16 protein-coding genes are annotated in these 18,024 nt (G+C 46.5%); 4 read left to right on the top strand and 12 right to left on the bottom strand.

Translation table 11 applies throughout. The annotated features are described in order from the left end of the window. Positions 1 to 57: 57 nt before the first annotated feature. Complete coding sequence (locus K401_RS0121095; RefSeq protein ID WP_024294821.1) at positions 58 to 1,467, top strand: polysaccharide deacetylase family protein; 1,410 nt, start codon at positions 58 to 60, stop codon at positions 1,465 to 1,467. A 98-nt stretch (positions 1,468 to 1,565) separates the two neighbouring features. Here K401_RS0121095 and K401_RS0121090 read toward each other — a convergent pair whose 3' ends face one another. Together K401_RS0121090 and K401_RS0121080 are read right to left on the bottom strand one after the other, a co-directional pair. Continuing rightward, positions 1,566 to 2,519 (bottom strand): TIGR03943 family putative permease subunit, encoded by a 954-nt coding sequence (locus K401_RS0121090; protein WP_024294820.1) that lies wholly within the window; start codon positions 2,517 to 2,519, stop codon positions 1,566 to 1,568. A 152-nt stretch (positions 2,520 to 2,671) separates the two neighbouring features. Continuing rightward, positions 2,672 to 3,901 (bottom strand): CobW family GTP-binding protein, encoded by a 1,230-nt coding sequence (locus K401_RS0121080; protein WP_024294819.1) that lies wholly within the window; start codon positions 3,899 to 3,901, stop codon positions 2,672 to 2,674. 247 nt (positions 3,902 to 4,148) lie between these two features. On the opposite strand from K401_RS0121080, the gene K401_RS0121075 reads away from it, so the two are divergent. Further along, positions 4,149 to 5,174 (top strand): PTS sugar transporter subunit IIC, encoded by a 1,026-nt coding sequence (locus tag K401_RS0121075; RefSeq protein ID WP_024294818.1) that lies wholly within the window; start codon positions 4,149 to 4,151, stop codon positions 5,172 to 5,174. A 58-nt stretch (positions 5,175 to 5,232) separates the two neighbouring features. Here the strand turns inward: K401_RS0121075 and K401_RS0121070 are convergent, their stop codons facing one another. The 10 genes from K401_RS0121070 to K401_RS0121025 form a co-directional block, all read right to left on the bottom strand. Then, the gene (locus K401_RS0121070) at positions 5,233 to 5,421 is read right to left on the bottom strand and encodes a FeoB-associated Cys-rich membrane protein (RefSeq protein WP_024294817.1); all 189 of its coding nucleotides are present in this window, start codon (positions 5,419 to 5,421) and stop codon (positions 5,233 to 5,235) included. 21 nt (positions 5,422 to 5,442) lie between these two features. Then, complete coding sequence (locus K401_RS0121065; RefSeq protein ID WP_024294816.1) at positions 5,443 to 6,096, bottom strand: potassium channel family protein; 654 nt, start codon at positions 6,094 to 6,096, stop codon at positions 5,443 to 5,445. Between the two features lie 18 nt (positions 6,097 to 6,114). Further along, the gene (locus tag K401_RS0121060) at positions 6,115 to 7,470 is read right to left on the bottom strand and encodes a TrkH family potassium uptake protein (protein ID WP_024294815.1); all 1,356 of its coding nucleotides are present in this window, start codon (positions 7,468 to 7,470) and stop codon (positions 6,115 to 6,117) included. A gap of 7 nt (positions 7,471 to 7,477) precedes the next feature. Continuing rightward, a complete protein-coding gene (locus tag K401_RS0121055) occupies positions 7,478 to 7,708 on the bottom strand; it encodes a hypothetical protein (protein ID WP_024294814.1) in 231 nt (76 codons plus the stop codon). 145 nt (positions 7,709 to 7,853) lie between these two features. After that, positions 7,854 to 8,882, bottom strand: coding sequence for an LCP family protein (locus K401_RS0121050; RefSeq protein ID WP_027352366.1), 1,029 nt, complete (start codon positions 8,880 to 8,882; stop codon positions 7,854 to 7,856). Between the two features lie 79 nt (positions 8,883 to 8,961). Then, entirely contained in the window at positions 8,962 to 9,615 is a 654-nt protein-coding gene (locus K401_RS0121045; protein WP_024294812.1) for an HAD family hydrolase, read from the bottom strand. A gap of 192 nt (positions 9,616 to 9,807) precedes the next feature. Then, a complete protein-coding gene (locus tag K401_RS0121040) occupies positions 9,808 to 10,899 on the bottom strand; it encodes a rhamnose ABC transporter substrate-binding protein (RefSeq protein WP_024294811.1) in 1,092 nt (363 codons plus the stop codon). A gap of 65 nt (positions 10,900 to 10,964) precedes the next feature. Then, the gene (locus K401_RS0121035) at positions 10,965 to 11,960 is read right to left on the bottom strand and encodes an ABC transporter permease (protein ID WP_024294810.1); all 996 of its coding nucleotides are present in this window, start codon (positions 11,958 to 11,960) and stop codon (positions 10,965 to 10,967) included. Between the two features lie 3 nt (positions 11,961 to 11,963). Further along, positions 11,964 to 12,959 carry an ABC transporter permease gene (locus tag K401_RS0121030; RefSeq protein WP_024294809.1) on the bottom strand — a complete coding sequence of 332 codons (996 nt, stop codon included), beginning with the start codon at positions 12,957 to 12,959 and terminating at the stop codon, positions 11,964 to 11,966. Continuing rightward, entirely contained in the window at positions 12,959 to 14,452 is a 1,494-nt protein-coding gene (locus K401_RS0121025; RefSeq protein ID WP_024294808.1) for a sugar ABC transporter ATP-binding protein, read from the bottom strand. Before K401_RS0121025 ends, K401_RS0121030 begins: the two co-directional genes overlap by 1 nt. A 192-nt stretch (positions 14,453 to 14,644) precedes the next feature. On the opposite strand from K401_RS0121025, the gene K401_RS0121020 reads away from it, so the two are divergent. After that, on the top strand, positions 14,645 to 16,207 hold the full coding sequence (locus K401_RS0121020; protein ID WP_024294807.1) for a response regulator transcription factor: 1,563 nt from the start codon (positions 14,645 to 14,647) through the stop codon (positions 16,205 to 16,207). Further along, positions 16,204 to 18,009, top strand: coding sequence for a sensor histidine kinase (locus K401_RS0121015; protein WP_024294806.1), 1,806 nt, complete (start codon positions 16,204 to 16,206; stop codon positions 18,007 to 18,009). Before K401_RS0121020 ends, K401_RS0121015 begins: the two co-directional genes overlap by 4 nt. The last annotated feature ends 15 nt before the right edge of the window (positions 18,010 to 18,024 follow it).

Raw genomic sequence — 18,024 nt, 5'->3', positions numbered from 1 at the left:
ATATGTATAAATTTTTTTTATACTGTCCCAATACTACAGAAATAATGAGGTTAAGCTATGAACAAACATGATTTTCGCGGATGGAATTCCGGCAGAGGCCGGAACAATACATTGCAGGTTATCCTAATTCTTCTTTTGGGAATTCTAATCGTCACTGTTTTGACCCTATGCGGAATTGCGATCAACAAGAAACTCAAATTCAAGGCATTACCCGCCGATTCCTCAGTGGCAGAGCTCCCCTCAGATGAAGAAACACAGATTCCTTCCACCGAAGAGACTACATCAAGTGAACAGGCGGAAGAAGAAAAGTTAATGTCTTTCCTATCTCAGGCGGAAGCCCTTTCTGTGGTGTATGATTATGAGGGTGCGATCAGTCTCCTACAGTCTGATCCCAGCTTCAGCGAAAGGGAAGAAGTGACTTCTGCCATTACCGGCTATACGACCGCAAAGGATGCCCTGGTAAGGATCAATCCCCAGGATGTGACCCATGTTTTTTTCCACTCCCTTATTATGGATAACTCAAAAGCTTTTGACGGAGATTCCAAGCAGGCAGGCTATAACCAGATGATGACCACCAGTTCGGAATTCCTTAAAATCATGCAGTCCATGTATGACAAAGGATATGTTCTGGTGAAGATCCACGACCTTGCATATGAGACAAAAGACGAGAACGGCAATCCGAAATTTGTATACGGTGATATTATGCTTCCTCCAGGCAAGAAGGCCTTTGTTCTGTCACAGGACGACGTATGCTATTATGAATATATGGAAGGCGACGGCTTTGCTTCCCGCATGATCATCGGAGAAGACGGATATCCAACCTGTGAGATGAAAATGCCTGACGGCAGCGTTTCAGTGGGCGATTATGATCTGGTGCCCATTCTTGAAAACTTTATAAAAACCCATCCCGGCTTTTCCTACAAAGGAGCAAGAGGCATTCTGGCCTTTACCGGCTACAACGGGATCCTGGGATACCGGACAGATGAATCCTATAAGGACACCAATCCCAATTATGAAGCGGACCGGGAACAGGCTGCAAAGGTTGCCCAGGCCTTAAAAGATCATGGCTGGGAGCTGGCTTCACACAGCTGGGGCCACCGGAATATGGGAACCATCCATATGAGCCATTTTAAGGCGGACTCTGATAAATGGGCGCGCAACGTTGAAACTTTAACAGGACCGACAGATATTATTCTCTTCCCCTTTGGAAGCGATATCGGAAGCTGGACACCTTATACCAATGACAATGAACGTTTTACATATTTACAGTCTCTTGGCTTCCGCTATTTCTGCAATGTGGACGCCAGCAAACCCACCTGGATGCAGATGGGCACCGACTATTTCCGACAGGCCCGGAGAAACTTAGACGGATACCGGATGTATTATTATCCTGACAGCTTAACGGATCTGTTTCAAGTTCCTGATGTTTTTGATCCGGCAAGACCCACACCCGTGCCTCCCATGTGATGGGAGGGATCGGGTAGGAAGAAGTAAAAAAGGGATGTACAAAACTAACTTACATCAGTTTTGTACATCCCCCTTTTTATGGGCTGATCCGTGTTCTCTTAAAACTGCACAAATCCCTTGATTGGCTGGGCCGGAGCCACCGACTCTGCATACAATACAGGGCCTTCTCCTTCATAATCCTTCCAGAACTCATAGGCGATTTTTGCTCTGACACGAACCCATTGTTTTGTTTCCAGTTCCCTTGCCTCCCTGGCTTTTGTGACAAAGCCCAAAAAGGTCATATCATCTTCGCAGCAGGTCATTGCCATGCGCCCCGGAACAAAATAATTTTTAGGGAAATCAGGTGTTTTCAAAACCATGGCAGTAAATTCCACAGTCTTTCCCTCATAGCGGTCCCGTCTTTCCATACAGTCAATATACCAGATGCCATAGGCTTCCGGTGAAATTTCCACTACATCAGAGCTCATGTCATAAGGCAGATCTTCCTCCGGGATCTCATTGATCTCTCCCTCGGAATCTTCAAATACGAGCTCTCCCTTAGGACACATCGCTTTTAGGGTCCGCCTGTAACCGGATAAATCCTCGATCCCGTCACAGCGGTTGCAAATGACCATCTCCGAATTGCGGACCATGGAATACAGCAAGGGCTTCATATTGGCAGAATATATATCAAAGGTGGACATGTCGATCAGGGTGATCTGCTGATAGACTTTCCAGTCATCGGGAAGCTTCAGCTCATCTAAATTCCACATTCCATTCCACTCGATCAGAACACGTTCCGGATTGTAAAGCAGTTCCAGTTCCAAAAGCCTGTCCGGATTCAGCTCGTCTATGCTTTCAATAAATATCCCTGCCGTTTTGTTGCGTTTTAGCAAGGCCTGGTCATACTCGGTTTCACCGTCTTCGCAAACGATCAACAGGGTTTTTTCATCAGACTTAAAATAATCCTGCTCCATGGTGAACTGAAGGAACTGGGTCTTTCCAGCCTCTAAAAATCCATTTATGAGGAATACCGGCATAAAGTCGTCTTCCATTGTATCTGTGCTGCTCATAATTTTCCTCCTAATGAATCAAGCGGATATGCTTGCATATCCAGTTGATTCACAAATTTAAGGTTAAAGGATGATTTTTTTCAACCTTCCTCTTTCCCCGCCCTTCTCTCAGGGCATAAAGGTAGCCCTGTAAGGGGTTCCCTTCATTCCGCTTATCTTCCAAAGGACTTTTTAAGTTCCTCTTCCTTTAAATTCGCTCCAATCACGCAAACCTTGCCGGTATATTCCGGCGCTCCGCTTCGGATCTCATATTGCTCCGGAACCAAATCAAAATAAAGCCATGTCCCCTTCTCCTCGCCTGGAATCATGCCTTTGGCACGAAGCACATCACCAAAGCTGTCTCCATAAGCCAGCTCGTCAAGAATCTTGTCCAGCTCGTCCCTGCTCATCGCCCCTGCATTCTCAAGACCCCAGCTGTTAAATACTTCGTCTGCATCATGGCCGTGATCGTGGCCGCAGCCGCAGCCTTCGCCATGGTCGTGATGGTGGTGGCCGCGCTCTTCTTCATGGTCATCGTGGTGATGCTCGTGGCCGCAGCCACATGCTTCCACTTCATGATCGTGGTGATGCCCGTGGCCGCAGCCGCACTCTTCCACTCCATGATCATGGTGATGCCCGTGGCCGCAGCCGCACTCTTCCACTTCATGATCATGGTGATGCCCGTGGCCGCAGCCGCACTCTTCCACTTCATGATCATGGTGATGCCCGTGGCCGCAGCTGCACTCTTCGCTGTGATGGTGATGACGGCGATCTCTCACTTCCTTCATCAAATCCTCTGCCATGGTATCCGGTTTCTCTATGATCTCCAGAAGCTGTTTTCCGGTCAATTCCTCACATGGAGTCGTCACAACAACTGCCTTTGGATTCAGCTCCCGGATGATCTGGACAGCCTGATCCACCTTGTCAGCAGGAGCGATATCGGTACGGCTCAATACCACGGTACCCGCATTTTCGATCTGGTTATTAAAAAATTCTCCGAAATTCTTTCTGTACATTTTACATTTCTGCGCATCCACAATGGTGACCGCACTGTTTAAGGTCACTTCCACTTCAGAGGCCACGTCGATAACTGCTTTCATAACATCAGATAATTTACCCACTCCTGACGGTTCAATGATCACCCGTTCCGGATGGTATTTTGTCAGCACCTCTTCAAGGGATTTTCCGAAATCCCCTACCAGAGAGCAGCAGATGCAGCCGGAATTCATTTCCCGGATCTCGATCCCTGCGTCCTTTAAAAAGCCTCCGTCAATACCGATTTCACCAAATTCATTTTCAATCAGGACAACCTGCTCTCCGGCAATGGCTTCCTGCAGCAGTTTTTTAATAAAAGTTGTTTTTCCGGCTCCAAGAAAACCGGAAATAATATCAATTTTCGTCATATCAATAGGTACCCCTTTTCTTTCCAGAGTTTTACATGAAATTACATTTATTTATTGTGTCACAAACCTTTAACAAAGTCAAGCAGCGGTCCAAGGGTTTTTCCGGGTTATATTGTTTAAAAATTATCAATTTTAACAAAATTTTGCATAAAAACTTGCATTCTGGTAATTTTATGATAAAATACATGGCAACTGCTTTGACAAAGGTCAAATGTGTGCACCAAACTATTTAAAGGAGATTTTTATCATGGAAAAATGCGGCGTAAAAGAATTCCTCAAGAGGAAAAACGTCACAATTACTGTCCAGACCTATCTCATTGATGCATTGGGTGCTATGGCATTTGGCCTTTTTGCGTCTCTTTTGATCGGAACCATCTTTGGTACTCTGGGTCAGCAATTCAACCTCACGATTTTCAATGTGATCGCAGACTACGCAAAAAGCGCTACAGGAGCAGCCCTGGGCGTTGCCATTGCCTATGCCCTTCACGCCCCTGCCCTGGTCCTCTTTTCTGCGGCAACTGTGGGCATTGCCGGCAATGCTCTAGGCGGGCCTGTAGGTGCTCTCGCTGCAACAGTGGTTTCCGCGGAGCTGGGAAAGATCGTCTCAAAGGAAACCCGGCTGGACATTCTGGTCACCCCGGGTGTGACCATCATTTCCGGAGTCCTCATCGCTCAGTCAATAGGACCGGGCGTAGCAGGCTTTATGAGCTGGTTTGGCTCACTTGTGAAAACAGCCACAGAACTTCAGCCATTATTTATGGGAATCCTGGTATCAGCCCTGATCGGCATCGCCCTCACCCTGCCCATCAGCAGCGCCGCCATCTGCATCGCCTTATCTCTTGACGGCCTGGCAGGCGGAGCCGCCACAGCAGGCTGCTGTGCACAGATGATCGGCTTTGCAGTCCTTTCCTTCCGGGAAAACGGGGTAGGTGGCCTTATGGCCCAGGGCCTTGGCACCAGCATGCTGCAGATGGGGAATATTGTGAAAAATCCAAAAGTCTGGATCGCCCCCACTCTCACTTCCATGATCACCGGCCCCATAGCCACCATGGTATTCCAGCTGAAAAACATACCTGCTGGCTCAGGCATGGGGACATGCGGTCTGGTAGGCCCTATCGGGGTCTACACCGCCATGAGGGGCGGAGCTTTCATGTGGGTTGGCATACTGGTGGTATGCTTCCTTCTCCCTGCCATTCTCACCCTTGTGTTCGGTGAAATACTTAGAAAAATCGGCTGGATCAAATTCGGAGACTTAACACTGGATCTAAAATAAGAAAAAAACGGGAAGGAGGATGCCGCAAAATCAATGAGCGGCATCCTCCTTTTACCTTTTATGACTCTTTCTTTTCTTCATCAAAATTCCGGAATGCGCAGTTACTGCAGCCTCCGCTGCAATGTCCGCAGCCGCAGCCGCCTTTTCCCTTATTTTTCACGAACTTTCTCACTGAAAAACAAACCAGCACCAAAAGAATCATGGCTATGATAACCGTGGAACCATTGGAAGCTAACCATGCAGGCATAACAAACCTCCTATCGCTTCTCTACTTTAATTCCTTTAGTATATGCTCAATATGGTCTCTTTTGCCAATGACCATCAAATGTTCCTGGGCCTGGATCACATAATCAGCCGGGGGCATGAGCTGTGCCCTGCCTTCCCGCTTGATTCCAAGGACACTGATATGATATTTGTTTCTGATATCCACTTCCCTTATGGACTTGTGCACCCATTCCGGAAGAGGCGGAATCTCATAAATGGAATATTCCGGCGTCAGCTCAATATAGTCAAATACGTGGTCCGTGCTGTAACGGACAGACAGTTTTTCCGCAATGTCCCTGTCAGGGTAAATGACCTCATCTGCTCCGTTTCGCAGCAGGAATTTGGCGTGAATATCACGGTTGGCCTTGCTGATCACCCGCCTGCCGCCCAGTTCCTTGACCAGGCTGGTGATCTCCAGACTGCTTTGGAAATTTGTCCCTATGCACACAAAGCACAAGTCAAAATTAGATATTCCCAGGCTCCTTAAAACCGTTTCATTGGTACAGTCTCCCACCTTTGCACTGGTGACATAGGGAAGTAAATCCTCCAGGAATTCTTCCTTCTGGTCCACGATCATGATATCGTTGCCAAGCCTTGCCATGTTGATGCACAGATGATGACCAAATCGGCCAAGTCCAATAATTAAAATTGATTTCATAATTTTACTCCTTTTCCTCTAACCTATATTGATCGTTTCTGTCACCTGTTCCACATGAGCCTTGCGCTGGCTCTGAGCAAATGCCAGGGCAAATGATAAACTTCCGATCCTTCCGCTGTACATGAGGATAATAATGATCACCCGTGATATGGGATAAAGATCTCTGGTAATACCTGTGGTCATACCTACTGTTCCGATGGCTGATGCCGTTTCAAACAGTATGTCCGAAAATCCCAAAGGCTGGATTGCCATAATGGTCAAAGACGCGGAAAGAGCCAGGAATAAGTTAATGGTCAAAATAGCCCCTGCCCGTTTAATGGCAGTCTCCTCCAGGCGCCTTCCAAAAATATTGACCCCATAGGTCTGTTTGATATTGGAATGAACACACATAAGGAGTACAAACACTGTTGTGGTCTTAATACCTCCTGCCGTAGATCCCGGGCTTCCACCGATGAACATGAGGATAATGGTCAGTAATTTACTCCCATCGGTAAGGGCCGCCGTATCAGTGGTATTAAAACCGGCTGTTCTGGCGGTTACGGAGCTGAACAGGGATGTGAGGATCTGCCCGCTTGCATTCATTCCCACCAGCAGGTTGTTCTGCTCCAGCAGGTAGAAAAGGAATCCTCCGCCAAAGACCAGAATCGTGGTGCTCACCAAAACCATTTTTGTATGCAGCATATATTTTTTAAAGTGAAGCTTATTCTTGTGTATGTCATCCCATACGATAAAACCGATACCGCCTATAATGATCAGGGACATAATGACCAGATTCACCAGCCAGTCATCGTAATAGGCTACAAAGGAACTATAGGGCGTCTGATTTCCCATTAAATCAAACCCTGCATTGCAAAACGCGGAAATAGAGTGGAAAATGCCGTAAAACACTCCCCGCCAGAACCCGAATTCAGGAATAAAACGGATGGCAAGAAGGATGGCCCCGATCCCTTCAAAAAGACAGGTCCCTTTTATGATCCCCTTTGCCAGCCTTACCACACCTCCGATCTGCAGGGTGTTGACGCTTTCCTGCAAAAGCCCTCTCTCCTTTAATCCTATCTTCCGTCTCAGCACGATAGAGATAAACACTCCTACCGTCACAAACCCGAGGCCTCCGATCTGTATCATGGTCATGATCACCACCTGGCCGAACAAAGACCACTGGGTCCAGGTGTCCCTTACAATCAGTCCTGTCACACAGGACGCGCTGGTAGCCGTAAACAGGCAGCTTAAAAAATCTTCAGACTGCCCATCCCTGCTGGAAATGGGGAGCATTAAAAGAAGGGCTCCTGCCATGATCAGACAGAAAAAACCATAAGCAATAAACTGTGTCTGGCTCACGTGCCGTTTGGCACGTTTTAATTGTTTTTCTTCCATGTTCATTTCACTGTCTTTCCTCTTTTCCTGTGATCCCGTATTCCGCCTTTTTACTTACCCGGTCTCCGGCTATGTGCCTTGTAAAATCATAGTATGGGAACCGGTTAGTCACGACCTTAAGCTTAGGTTCACCTGTATAAGAGGGCCTTCCGGCTCTGTTACACCCCCACAACGGCACAACTGCAAAAGGAATAGCCAGGCATAAAAACAGGAGTTTTTTCCATCTATTTTCACTCATTTTTAATCTCCTATCTGATTCCATTTGCATAGTATAGCACATTTTATTCGGAAGGAAAAGGACAGTTTTTCATTTGCACAGGAAAAGGCCTGTAAAAGACATAAGAAGAAAAACTCCTTCTGCCATATACAGGCCAAACATCATTTTATCTCTTATTTTTTACCCGAAGCTCGATCTGTTTGCTGATCTCCTTTACCTCATCTGAGGGTTCGTAATTTTCTTCATCAAATAAAAACTGGTGAAGCCTTTTTACGTTTGATTCCAGGGTCACGGGGACAACACAGTCTCTTTTGCCGATCATCACATCTTTAAGCTTTGAGGGAAATCCTTCTGTTTCAGTCAGGTGGAACCGTTTTATATTTTTTATCAGAGGAAACATGTCCTTCATGCCAATGCTTGTGGATATCTGGGGGAACACAGCAGCAACTACCTTGCTGAGAGTCGCCGCATCCGCTTCTCTTGCCTTTTTAAGAGCTAAATCGGCAACCTCTCTCTGGCGCTCGGTCCGTTTAAAATCCGTATCCATTTTTCTAAGCCTTGCGTAGGCAACCGCCTGAACTCCGTCTAAGTGGTTTGGGCCTTCCTTTTTCAAATGATGGGAGCCTACGCCTGTGGATTCCACGGTTTCCGTGATAAAACCGTTGATCACACGGAATTCTTCATGGCTGATATCCACATCAATCCCTCCCAGAAGATTGATGGCATCTGCAACTGCTTTCCAGCTAAAGGAGGCATACTCGTCAATGGTCAAATCCAGATTATCATTTAAAGCTTCAATGGCCTGCTTATGGCCGCCTTTAAAATATGCTTCATTAATCTTATCATAACGCTCTTTTCCCTCTATCCTTAAATAGGTATCCCTGTAAACGGAAACCAGCCGTATTTCACCTGTACCGAGATTTACATTAAGAATCATCTGCATATCCGACCTGGTTCCCTTTCCAAGGGTTCCTTCCCTGGAATCCACGCCAAACACCGCCACGGTCCAGTAGCCCTCCATTTTTTCCTGTGTCTCAATGCTTATATTGGTATTTTGCATCTGAGGCAATTGTATCTTTGGAGCCGTCTGGGGCATGTGTATGATGTTCCAGGCATATCCCAGCATCGACCCGATTAAAGCCGCCCAGACGGCCGCTATGGCGATCAATCCCCATTTTAAGTAATTAGTAGTCATGGTTCCTCCCTTATCCTTCAATAAAAAAAGAAGAGATACTCATTCTTATCTCTCCTTAATTTTCCTTTATTTTAAGATTTTATTCAAGAACATGTCTGATCTCGCTGGGATGATCAATAATATATTTTGGATGAAAAGCTTCCAACTCCGCTCTCTCACGAAAGCCCCAGGTCACGGCCACCGTATCCATTCCCGCATTGATGCCCGTCCTCATATCAGTGTTGGTATCCCCAAAATACAGGCATTCCCAAGGCTTTGCCTGAAAGTACTCCGCCGTCATAAAAGCTCCCGAAGGATCTGGCTTGCATTTAACATCCTTGCTTTCCCCGGTAATTAAATCAAAAAATCCTTTGCCGTAAACAGCTTCCACACATTCAACAGCACGTTCATGACCTTTGTTTGTCAGAACTCCGATTTTAATTCCCTTATTCTTCAGAAATTTTAAAAGCTCTGGCATCCCATCATATGGCTTCACCTGATAAAGGCAGTTCTTCTCAAATGTATCCTCATAAAATGCAAGAGCCTCCTCAAAATGGGTCAGCTTATCATCTCCTGAGTAAATAAGGGCCCGCTCCACCAGCTTTTTATATCCATCGCCAACAAATGTCTTGGTATGGGCCACATCTATGGGCTGATAGCCAAAATGCTCCATGGTCAGGCTGATGCTGTGAGCCAGAGAATCAATGGTATCGATAATAGTCCCGTCCAGATCAAAGATACAGCATTTATACATCGTTTTCTCCTCCTGCTTTCTTCCTGCTTCTTTTAATTATAGAGCATGTCTATAAAAAAATCCACCCATTTCCCAAGCTCCGGCTGCATTCTTAAAGATTTCAACCCTGTTTTTTTGCAGGCGCAAAAACGGAGCTATTGCTCCGGCAGATTATTTATCTACTTTTGCAACAGCCCCTTTTACCTATTTTTATTAATAAACGGACTTCCATTCATCAATGTTGGAAGTATCAAATTTAAATGGAGGCCCAAGAATAATCTCCGTTCCGCCATCTGATGCCCCGATCACTTCGTAATCGCCCATTTCCCCTGCGGCGAACTTATCACCGGCTTGCCCTGTGATAGCTCCGTCTACCAAGGCAATGGAAGTATAGGCCCCTAAGAAACCTACGTCAATAGGATTCCACAAGTACATGTAAGGACAGGAATGAGCGTCATCATTGCCAATGTATTCAGCCATTTCAGATGGAAGTCCCTGGCCTGTCAGCTTAACTTTGGATTTCTCATCCTGAAGAACCTTTGCCGCCGCATTAATTCCAACGGTGGTTGGTGCGCAGATAACCCTTAGATCCGGGTATTTGGACAAAAGCGCCTGAGTCTGGTCCGTGGATTTCTGGGGCTCGTCATCTCCATATGCAATCTCTACCAGATTGAGCTTTGAATACTTATCTTCCTTCATAACCTCTTTCATGGCTTCGATCCAGGCATTCTGATTGGTAGCCTGGGATGTGGCGGAAAGAATCGCCCAGTCCCCCTCGCCCCCTGAGATATCATAGACGGCCTCCATTAAGGCCTGACCGATTTCCATAGTTCCAGCCTGATTGACAAAAGTTTGGCGACTGTCCTTATTCACTTTGGAATCCAGACAGGAAACCTTGATTCCTGCTGCCATAGCTTCCTCCAAAGCCGCCTGCAGGGCGTTTTCATCATTTCCTGCTATGCAGAGGGCATCTACGCCCTGGGAGATCAGGGATTGGATAACAGAAACCTGGGCATCCGCTGTAGCAGACTCCGGATGCTTGATAATGCAGGTTCCACCCTCAGCCTCAATGACCTTTTGAAAGCCCTGGGCCATTTTTTCATTATATGGATTGCCGGCCGCCTTCGTAACGATGGCAAAGGTCTTGCCTGCTGCTCCCCCGGTTCTTGTCCCGTCATTTGACGCAGCCTCAGTTTTCTGTGGGGACACCGTACTTTCCTCTGTTCCGCTTTTACTGCCGCAGCCTGCAAGGATCCCTGAAAGCACAGCAATACACAGGAATGCACAAATCAATTGTTTTCTCATGTTAGAATTACCTCCCTTTTCCATTTTTCTTAATTTTTATACTGAACACCTTTTGGTGTTACGTATCACGCTTGTTTCCGTTTTCTACTTTTTAATAGCTCTGGTATCATAACTGCCAGAATTAACAGGGTACCAAGAATCACCAGAATGACCTGGGGATTCATGTTCATCTGTCCTAAGCCGATCCGGAGACAGATAATGATAAATGCGGATATCATGGCTCCGGTTAATTTTCCCTTTCCGCCTGCTGTGGAAATCCCGCCGAACACAGCCATGGCAATGGCATCCAGCTCAAAGCCTGTTCCTGTAGTGGTATTTGCACCGTAGAGGACCGAAACCAGAAACATGGCGCTGATGCCTGCCATCATACCGGTAACAGAATAAACTGCCAGCCGCATTTTCTGCACACGGATGCCGGAATAAAAAGAAGTGGTCCGGTTGCTTCCAATGGCATAGAGCCTTCGCCCAAAGGAAGTCCTGCTTAAAATAAAAATGAAAATAACTGCCGCAAACAGGACCGCAAAAAGGATATAAGGTATGGGCCCGATTTTCCCTGCCAGTGTCCGAAAGCCTTCATTATGCTTTAAGGACACTGAGCCTCCGCTTCCCAGTGCAATTTCCCCAATCCCGCGGAATATGATCATCGTGGCCAGTGTGACGATCATGGAGGGCAGCTCTGTAAACAGGGTGACTGCAATCCCGTTAAAAAGTCCGCAGGCGGTTCCCACAAGAATTCCGATCAAAATGACAGCCGGGAATGGAATGCCCGCATTTCCCGCCAGGCAGGCGGTGGTTGCCGATAAGCAGACCGTCGCGCCCACCGACAAGTCGATCTCTCCTAAAATGAGGACATAAGCCATAGGAAGCAGCAGAAACACCTCAGTTAAGTATTTCGGCATTTCCCGCAGCACATTGGTGAGCTTATAGCTTGGAGAGATGACCATGCATAACAGGTTTACTGCAAAAAAGAGAAATACCAGCACCCCTTCCCAGCTGAGAAGGCTTTTTTTCCAGCTTTGCTCTGCCTGCGCAGATATGGTTCTTCCCGATTTTCCCGCCATGAATCACATCTCCCTTCCTTTTAAGTTTTCCTTTTGCATCATGCGCTGCGCCACTACGTTGAAAATGATAACAGCCAGAATAATACAGCCCTTAACGGTATTCTGTACGATGGAATCGATTCCCACGAGAGGAAGTGCCTTGGCAATGACTGCCAGGATCAGGGAGCCTAACAAAGCGCCTGTCACGGTTCCCCGGCCTCCCGACATGCTCACTCCCCCGATGACACAGGCCGCGATCACATCCATTTCCTTTCCGTAAAGCATGTTAGGCTGGGCGGAGGAATAGACAGCAACTGCAAGGGCACCGCACAAACCGGCCAGAGTTCCCATAAGGGTGTAGACTAACAGCTTGATCCTTTTGGTATTGATGCCGGACACGGCAGCTGCTTCCGGGTTGCTGCCTACCGCATAAATCTTTCTCCCTGTTCTGGTCCATTTCATAACTGCAAAGAAGATGATATAGCACACCAGGACAATGACAATAACATTATTTAATATACCAAGCCCCAGTTCCTTTTCCAATGCAAAATTCTTAAAGCCTCCCAGATTTTCCGCACTGGCCCACTGGCTTTTGGCAATCAAATAGGCAAGCCCCCTGTATATGTACATGAATCCCATGGTGGCGATAATCGGAAGCACCTTTCCTCTTGCTACCACAAAACCAATGATCGCCCCGCACAAAGCGCCTGTTAAAATGGCGGTGAGAAACAGCAGAAGCGTATTATGAATGATGTTATATTTAAGAAGCATTCCCACAGTCATGCCGGAAAGAGCCAGGGTGGAGGTGATGGAAATGTCGATTCCTCCTACCAGCAGAACGCAAAGCATTCCCAGGGCCATAATCATGATGACTGCATTGTTTTTCAGCATATCCAGAATGGATTTTGCCGTCAGAAATGATGGGCTGAATATCTGGATCACCATGCAGAGGATCACCAGAACAAGGAACAGGCTGGCTTCTCTGGAGCCGGTGATATTCTTTAGCAATTTTTTCTCCATTATTGGGAACTCCTTTCCATGGCATGCTGGAGAATGGCTTCCTGAGTCGCCTCCCCCCGGTTTAACTCACCTGACAGTCTGCCATTGCACATGACCAGAATGCGGTCGCTCATGCCCAAAATCTCCGGCATTTCCGAGGATATGAGAAGAATTCCGTATCCTTTCTTCGCTAAATCCCCCATAATCTGATAGATCTCGGCCTTTGCGCCTACATCTACTCCCTTGGTGGGTTCATCCATGATGACGACTTTCATCTCCTGGCTTAAAGCCTTTGCCACCACCACTTTCTGCTGGTTCCCGCCGGATAGGGAGCCGGCCGGATCAAAGATGGAAACCGCCTTTGTATCCACTTCTTCCAAAAGCTGTTTTGCGGTCTCACATTCCATTTTTTCATTTGTGATACCGTATTTTGCATATTTACCCATGATGGGCAGGGTCACATTGCGCCCCAAACCCCAGGCGAGAATAAGACCTGCTCTCTGACGGTCCTCCGGAAGAAGGACAAGCCCTTCTCTCATGGCATCAGCCGGGTGCTTTATGGATACACGCCTTCCCTCAAGATAAACATTTCCGGAATCTGGCTTTGTAATGCCGCAGATACTTTCCGCCACCTCTGTTCTCCCTGCCCCTACAAGTCCCGTAAGCCCCAGAATCTCCCCCTGGTGCAGTGTAAAGCTTATGTCTTTAAAATATCCGGTCCTTGACATGTTTTCCACCTTAAGGATCTCCGGACCGGTCTTTACCTCCGGTTTTGGGTAAAGATCCCTGATCTCACGGCCTACCATGGCCTTGATCAGCTCCCCATTGGTAATTACACCTGATTCATAGGTCCCGATGTACCGGGAATCCCGGAAAACAGTTACCCGGTCCGCCAGCCGGTACATATCCTCAAACCGGTGAGAAATAAAGATAACAGAAACACCGGAGGCCTTTAACTGATCCACGATCCGGTACAAGTCTTCGGATTCATTTTTTGTCAGAGCTGCTGTGGGTTCATCAAGAATGATGATTCTGGCCCGTGTGGATAATGCCTTTGCGATTTCCACCATCTGCTGTTGTGCAACACTCAAGGTGCCCATTTCATCGGCAGCCTTAAAATCTGCATTCAGCTCCAGTAAAAGCTTATCAGCCTCCTGATTCATCCGTTTCCACTGGATCATGCCGTTTTTTACGATTTCATGGCCCATAAATATATTCTCCGTTACCGTAAGGTCCGGGTAAGAGGTGGGATGCTGGTAAACAGCAGCAATTCCTGCTGCCTGGGCATCTCTTGGCCCTTTAAATTCTGTCTGATTCCCGTCCAGAATGATTTCTCCTTCATCAGCCCTGTGAACTCCTGTTATCACCTTGATAAATGTTGATTTTCCCGCTCCGTTTTCCCCCATCAGAGCATGAACTTCTCCCTTTTTCAAGCTGAAATGGACTTTATCTAAGGCTTTCACACCGGGAAATATTTTTGTAACGCCCTTTAATTCCAGAACATATTCGGACACGGCCGCTTCCTCCCTTCTTAAGCTGGGATCATTTTACCATCTGTTGGATATGGAAGAAACAGCATAATCTTTTGATAACGGGTAATATATTTTTAACTTTTTCGTTGATAACAGCAATAGCAAGGGTTTTGTATTGTGTTTTTTGGTTATTTTGCTAGAATAATAATGGATAAATGCTGGAAGGAGACTGTTATGAAATTGCTGATCGTTGATGATGAAGAGCTCACACGTACCGGGCTGATTGATTCTATAGACTGGGAATCTCTTGGCATTTTTCAGCTGTTCCAGGCTGAGGACGGCATTAGCGGGCTTCGCATTGCAAAGGAAGTGATTCCTGAAATCGTTTTATGCGATGTAAGGATGCCCAGAATGGATGGAATTGAGATGGTGGAACGGCTGGAAAAGCTGCTTCCTCATTCGGCCTTTATTTTTATGAGCGGTTATTCAGATAAAGAATATTTAAAAGCAGCCATCCGCTTAAAGGCCATCAACTATGTGGAAAAACCCCTGGATCCTGCAGAGGTGAAAAGCTCTATCAAGGATGCCTACAACTGTGTCCGTCAGAATATGAGGACTGTGAAAAATGAACTGTTTTATTCCAGGGGAACCGCCTCTTCCTTTGCCGCGGCCCTTACCCACCCTTACAGGGACAATAAGGAAACCGTCGCAGCCCTTGCAAAAGAGCTGGGCCTTAAGCTCACCTCCCATGCAGGCTTTACTTCTTTTGTTGTCAAGCTGGAACAGAGCCAGACGGACCAGAACCTTATGGATCAGATACTGACGGATCTGGAGGTATTTCTTTCCCATTCCCAGATGCAGGTTTACTATGTGTCAAAATATATCCAGTACCATGTGTTCCATATTCTTTCTCCTGTGTTACCTTCTCATGGAGCCGTAAACCGGATCGGCGTTTTCTTAAAGAATTGCTTTGATACAGCCTGTACCTTCTATATCAGCAGAGGAGAAACTTATACCGGCATCGCAAGGGCCTACGATTCCTATGCATCTGCGGTTTCTCTTATGCAGAGCAGCTTTTTCTTTGATCCTGGAACATTTTTTACTCCTGAAGAGAAACAGACGGAATATACGGATAAACAGGGCAGGAATAAGTCTGACGAGGAGGCTTATATCACCCTTTTATCGGAGGCCGTTTTAAATAATGACCAGAAAAAAGGAAGGGAGCTGCTTCTGCGCCTTTATGAGAATTTTTACCAGAGGAGAGGGGTTTCTCCCCATGAGGCAAAGGATCTTTATTATAAGCTTATTATGGTGTTAGAGGACTGCCGCCAGACTCTTAGGCTGGCACCTGTCACTGAGCCGGAAAATGCCATGAAGCTTCTTGAAAGCTGCTTTAGCTTTCGGGATCTGCACCAAAAGCTGACGCAAAAAACCGAACTGCTTTTTGAAGCAGCCCGGTCCCATATGTGGGAAGATACCACCATTTTTCTAATTAAAGAATACATCCACAATCATTATCACGACGAAACCCTTTCAGTACGGGATATTGGCGGTCAGGTTTACCTATCCGCATCTTATGTGTGCACGTATTTTAAAAATGAAACAGGACAAACCATTAACCAGTACCTTACGGATTACCGGATGAAAAAGGCCAAAGAGCTTCTGGCCGATTCCCGTTATCAGATTGCCGATATTTCAAACAAGGTAGGATACAGCAACGGAAATTATTTCAGCAAGAGCTTTAAAAAAATGACTGGCTTGTCGCCGTCCGATTACCGGGAGAAAATGTTGAAATGAACAATATAATACAAAGAGGAAAGTTCATCTATAATAACATGATGCTGCAGACAAAGTTTACCATCACCCATATGGTCATCACCACCATACCCATGCTGGTCATGTTCTTCTTTTTTCACGGAAAGCTTTATGATATGGTTTTAGCCGATACCATCCGGACGGAACAAACTGCTTCTGCCATGACCATGCCGCAGATTGATCAGCTGATTGAAACATGTCTGGATGCGCAGAAAAGCCTGGAAGCCCATCCTTATTATAAAAAGCTGTTCCGCCTGACCGGATACCAGCCTTCCAACTGGATTAATGATTCCGCTGAGGCATCCGATTTGTGCATGGCAGCGGAAGACATCGTTGACGGCGATTACATAACGAATATTCTTATTTATCTGGATATTCCTGAATTTCAGGAAATCTTTCACAATGAAGCTTCCAGCCGGATCTTCCGCCCCATGAGAGAGGCCAGAGGGTCTTATTGGCACGGAATTTTCCAGGGGGACCGGACCCTGACCTCTCTCTTTTGTCCGGAATTCTATTTAAGTCCCATAGAGATAAGGGAATCAGGGGATATGGCCTACATTACCAAAACCTCCATTCTGTATAATAGTGAGTACCACACCTGCTATACTGCTATCTATTACTCCAAAGCACCATTTAAAAAACTTTTAAAGAACAATCTAACAGAGGATACCAGCGTGGCCTATATCATCAATGACCGGGACAGCACTGTTGCAACCTCTGATGACGGACTGGCGGGAATTTACCATTTCAGCTATGACAAGGTCCGGGATTTCTTTATGTCGTCCAATAATTTTGTCCTCAGGAATATCCTGGATCATGATGTTTATGCCGGTTTTTATTATATCAGAAAAGCGGACTGGTTTATGGTTGCAGTCATCCCCACCAGAGCCATTATTCAAAAAAGCTTTCTCCTTATGATCGGCTTTTTCTTCATATACTTACTTTGCGTATTGATTTCCTTTTTAATTGCAAACCGGCTGTCCCACTCCATTACCAACCGGATTTCCTCTGTGATCGGGCAAATGGCAAAGGTGCGTACAGAGCCGCCCACCCCTCTGCCCGCATCTCTTTACCATGATGAAATCGGAGAGCTGATTAACACCTACAATTATATGACCAGGATGATGAACAGGCTCATTGAGGATCAGCAAAAAGCTGCTGAGGACTTACGGGCCGCTGAGTTCAATTCCCTTCAGACCCAAATCAATCCCCATTTTCTGTACAATACCATGGACATGATCAACTGGCTGGCAAAGCAGGGCCGGACTGAAGAGGTTTCGGAGGCAGTCGTAGACCTTTCCCGTTTTTACAAGCTGACTTTAAGCCGTAAAAGTACCTTAAGCACCATTGCCGATGAGCTGGAGCATGTGAAAACCTATGTCCGGCTTCAAAATATGCGTTACCATCAGATTATTAACTTTGTGGATGATATGCCGGATCATATGATGGACTTGTCAATTCCAAAGCTGACCTTTCAGCCTGTGGTGGAAAATTCCATCCTTCATGGGCTTTTAGAAAAGGTTCCTAAGGGAGGAACCATTGTCATTACCGGCTGGCTGGAGGACAACGAAGCCGTTATACTGATTTCCGATGATGGGGTGGGTATGGACGCCGGAAAGATTTCCGGCATTCTCTCCGGCAGGGGAACCAGTAAAAATGGGACAAACATTGGAGTATTCAATACCCACCGGCGCCTGGAGATCCTTTACGGCCCCGGATACGGCCTCACCTATAACAGCCTTTTGGGAAAAGGAACAGAGGTGGAGATCAGGATTTTTGCATAAACAGAAAAGCAGGTT

It is taken from the genome of Lacrimispora indolis DSM 755 (assembly GCF_000526995.1).
Classification (GTDB): Bacteria; Bacillota; Clostridia; order Lachnospirales; family Lachnospiraceae; genus Lacrimispora; species Lacrimispora indolis.
The sequence above is the reverse complement of the archived record's forward strand: the minus strand, read 5'-3'. Positions and strand labels throughout refer to the sequence as shown.

Bases quoted from the DNA above. Each gene is read 5' to 3' on its own strand.
- K401_RS0121075 (WP_024294818.1), top strand. From the start codon at position 4,149: ATGGAAAAATGCGGCGTAAAAGAATTCCTCAAGAGGAAAAACGTCACA.
- K401_RS0121080 (WP_024294819.1), bottom strand. From the start codon at position 3,901: ATGACGAAAATTGATATTATTTCCGGTTTTCTTGGAGCCGGAAAAACA.
- K401_RS0121065 (WP_024294816.1), bottom strand. From the start codon at position 6,096: ATGAAATCAATTTTAATTATTGGACTTGGCCGATTTGGTCATCATCTG.
- K401_RS0121020 (WP_024294807.1), top strand. From the start codon at position 14,645: ATGAAATTGCTGATCGTTGATGATGAAGAGCTCACACGTACCGGGCTG.
- K401_RS0121040 (WP_024294811.1), bottom strand. From the start codon at position 10,899: ATGAGAAAACAATTGATTTGTGCATTCCTGTGTATTGCTGTGCTTTCA.
- K401_RS0121060 (WP_024294815.1), bottom strand. From the start codon at position 7,470: ATGGAAGAAAAACAATTAAAACGTGCCAAACGGCACGTGAGCCAGACA.
- K401_RS0121015 (WP_024294806.1), top strand. From the start codon at position 16,204: ATGAACAATATAATACAAAGAGGAAAGTTCATCTATAATAACATGATG.
- K401_RS0121095 (WP_024294821.1), top strand. From the start codon at position 58: ATGAACAAACATGATTTTCGCGGATGGAATTCCGGCAGAGGCCGGAAC.
- K401_RS0121055 (WP_024294814.1), bottom strand. From the start codon at position 7,708: ATGAGTGAAAATAGATGGAAAAAACTCCTGTTTTTATGCCTGGCTATT.
- K401_RS0121090 (WP_024294820.1), bottom strand. From the start codon at position 2,519: ATGAGCAGCACAGATACAATGGAAGACGACTTTATGCCGGTATTCCTC.
- K401_RS0121050 (WP_027352366.1), bottom strand. From the start codon at position 8,882: ATGACTACTAATTACTTAAAATGGGGATTGATCGCCATAGCGGCCGTC.
- K401_RS0121045 (WP_024294812.1), bottom strand. From the start codon at position 9,615: ATGTATAAATGCTGTATCTTTGATCTGGACGGGACTATTATCGATACC.
- K401_RS0121070 (WP_024294817.1), bottom strand. From the start codon at position 5,421: ATGCCTGCATGGTTAGCTTCCAATGGTTCCACGGTTATCATAGCCATG.
- K401_RS0121035 (WP_024294810.1), bottom strand. From the start codon at position 11,960: ATGGCGGGAAAATCGGGAAGAACCATATCTGCGCAGGCAGAGCAAAGC.
- K401_RS0121030 (WP_024294809.1), bottom strand. From the start codon at position 12,959: ATGGAGAAAAAATTGCTAAAGAATATCACCGGCTCCAGAGAAGCCAGC.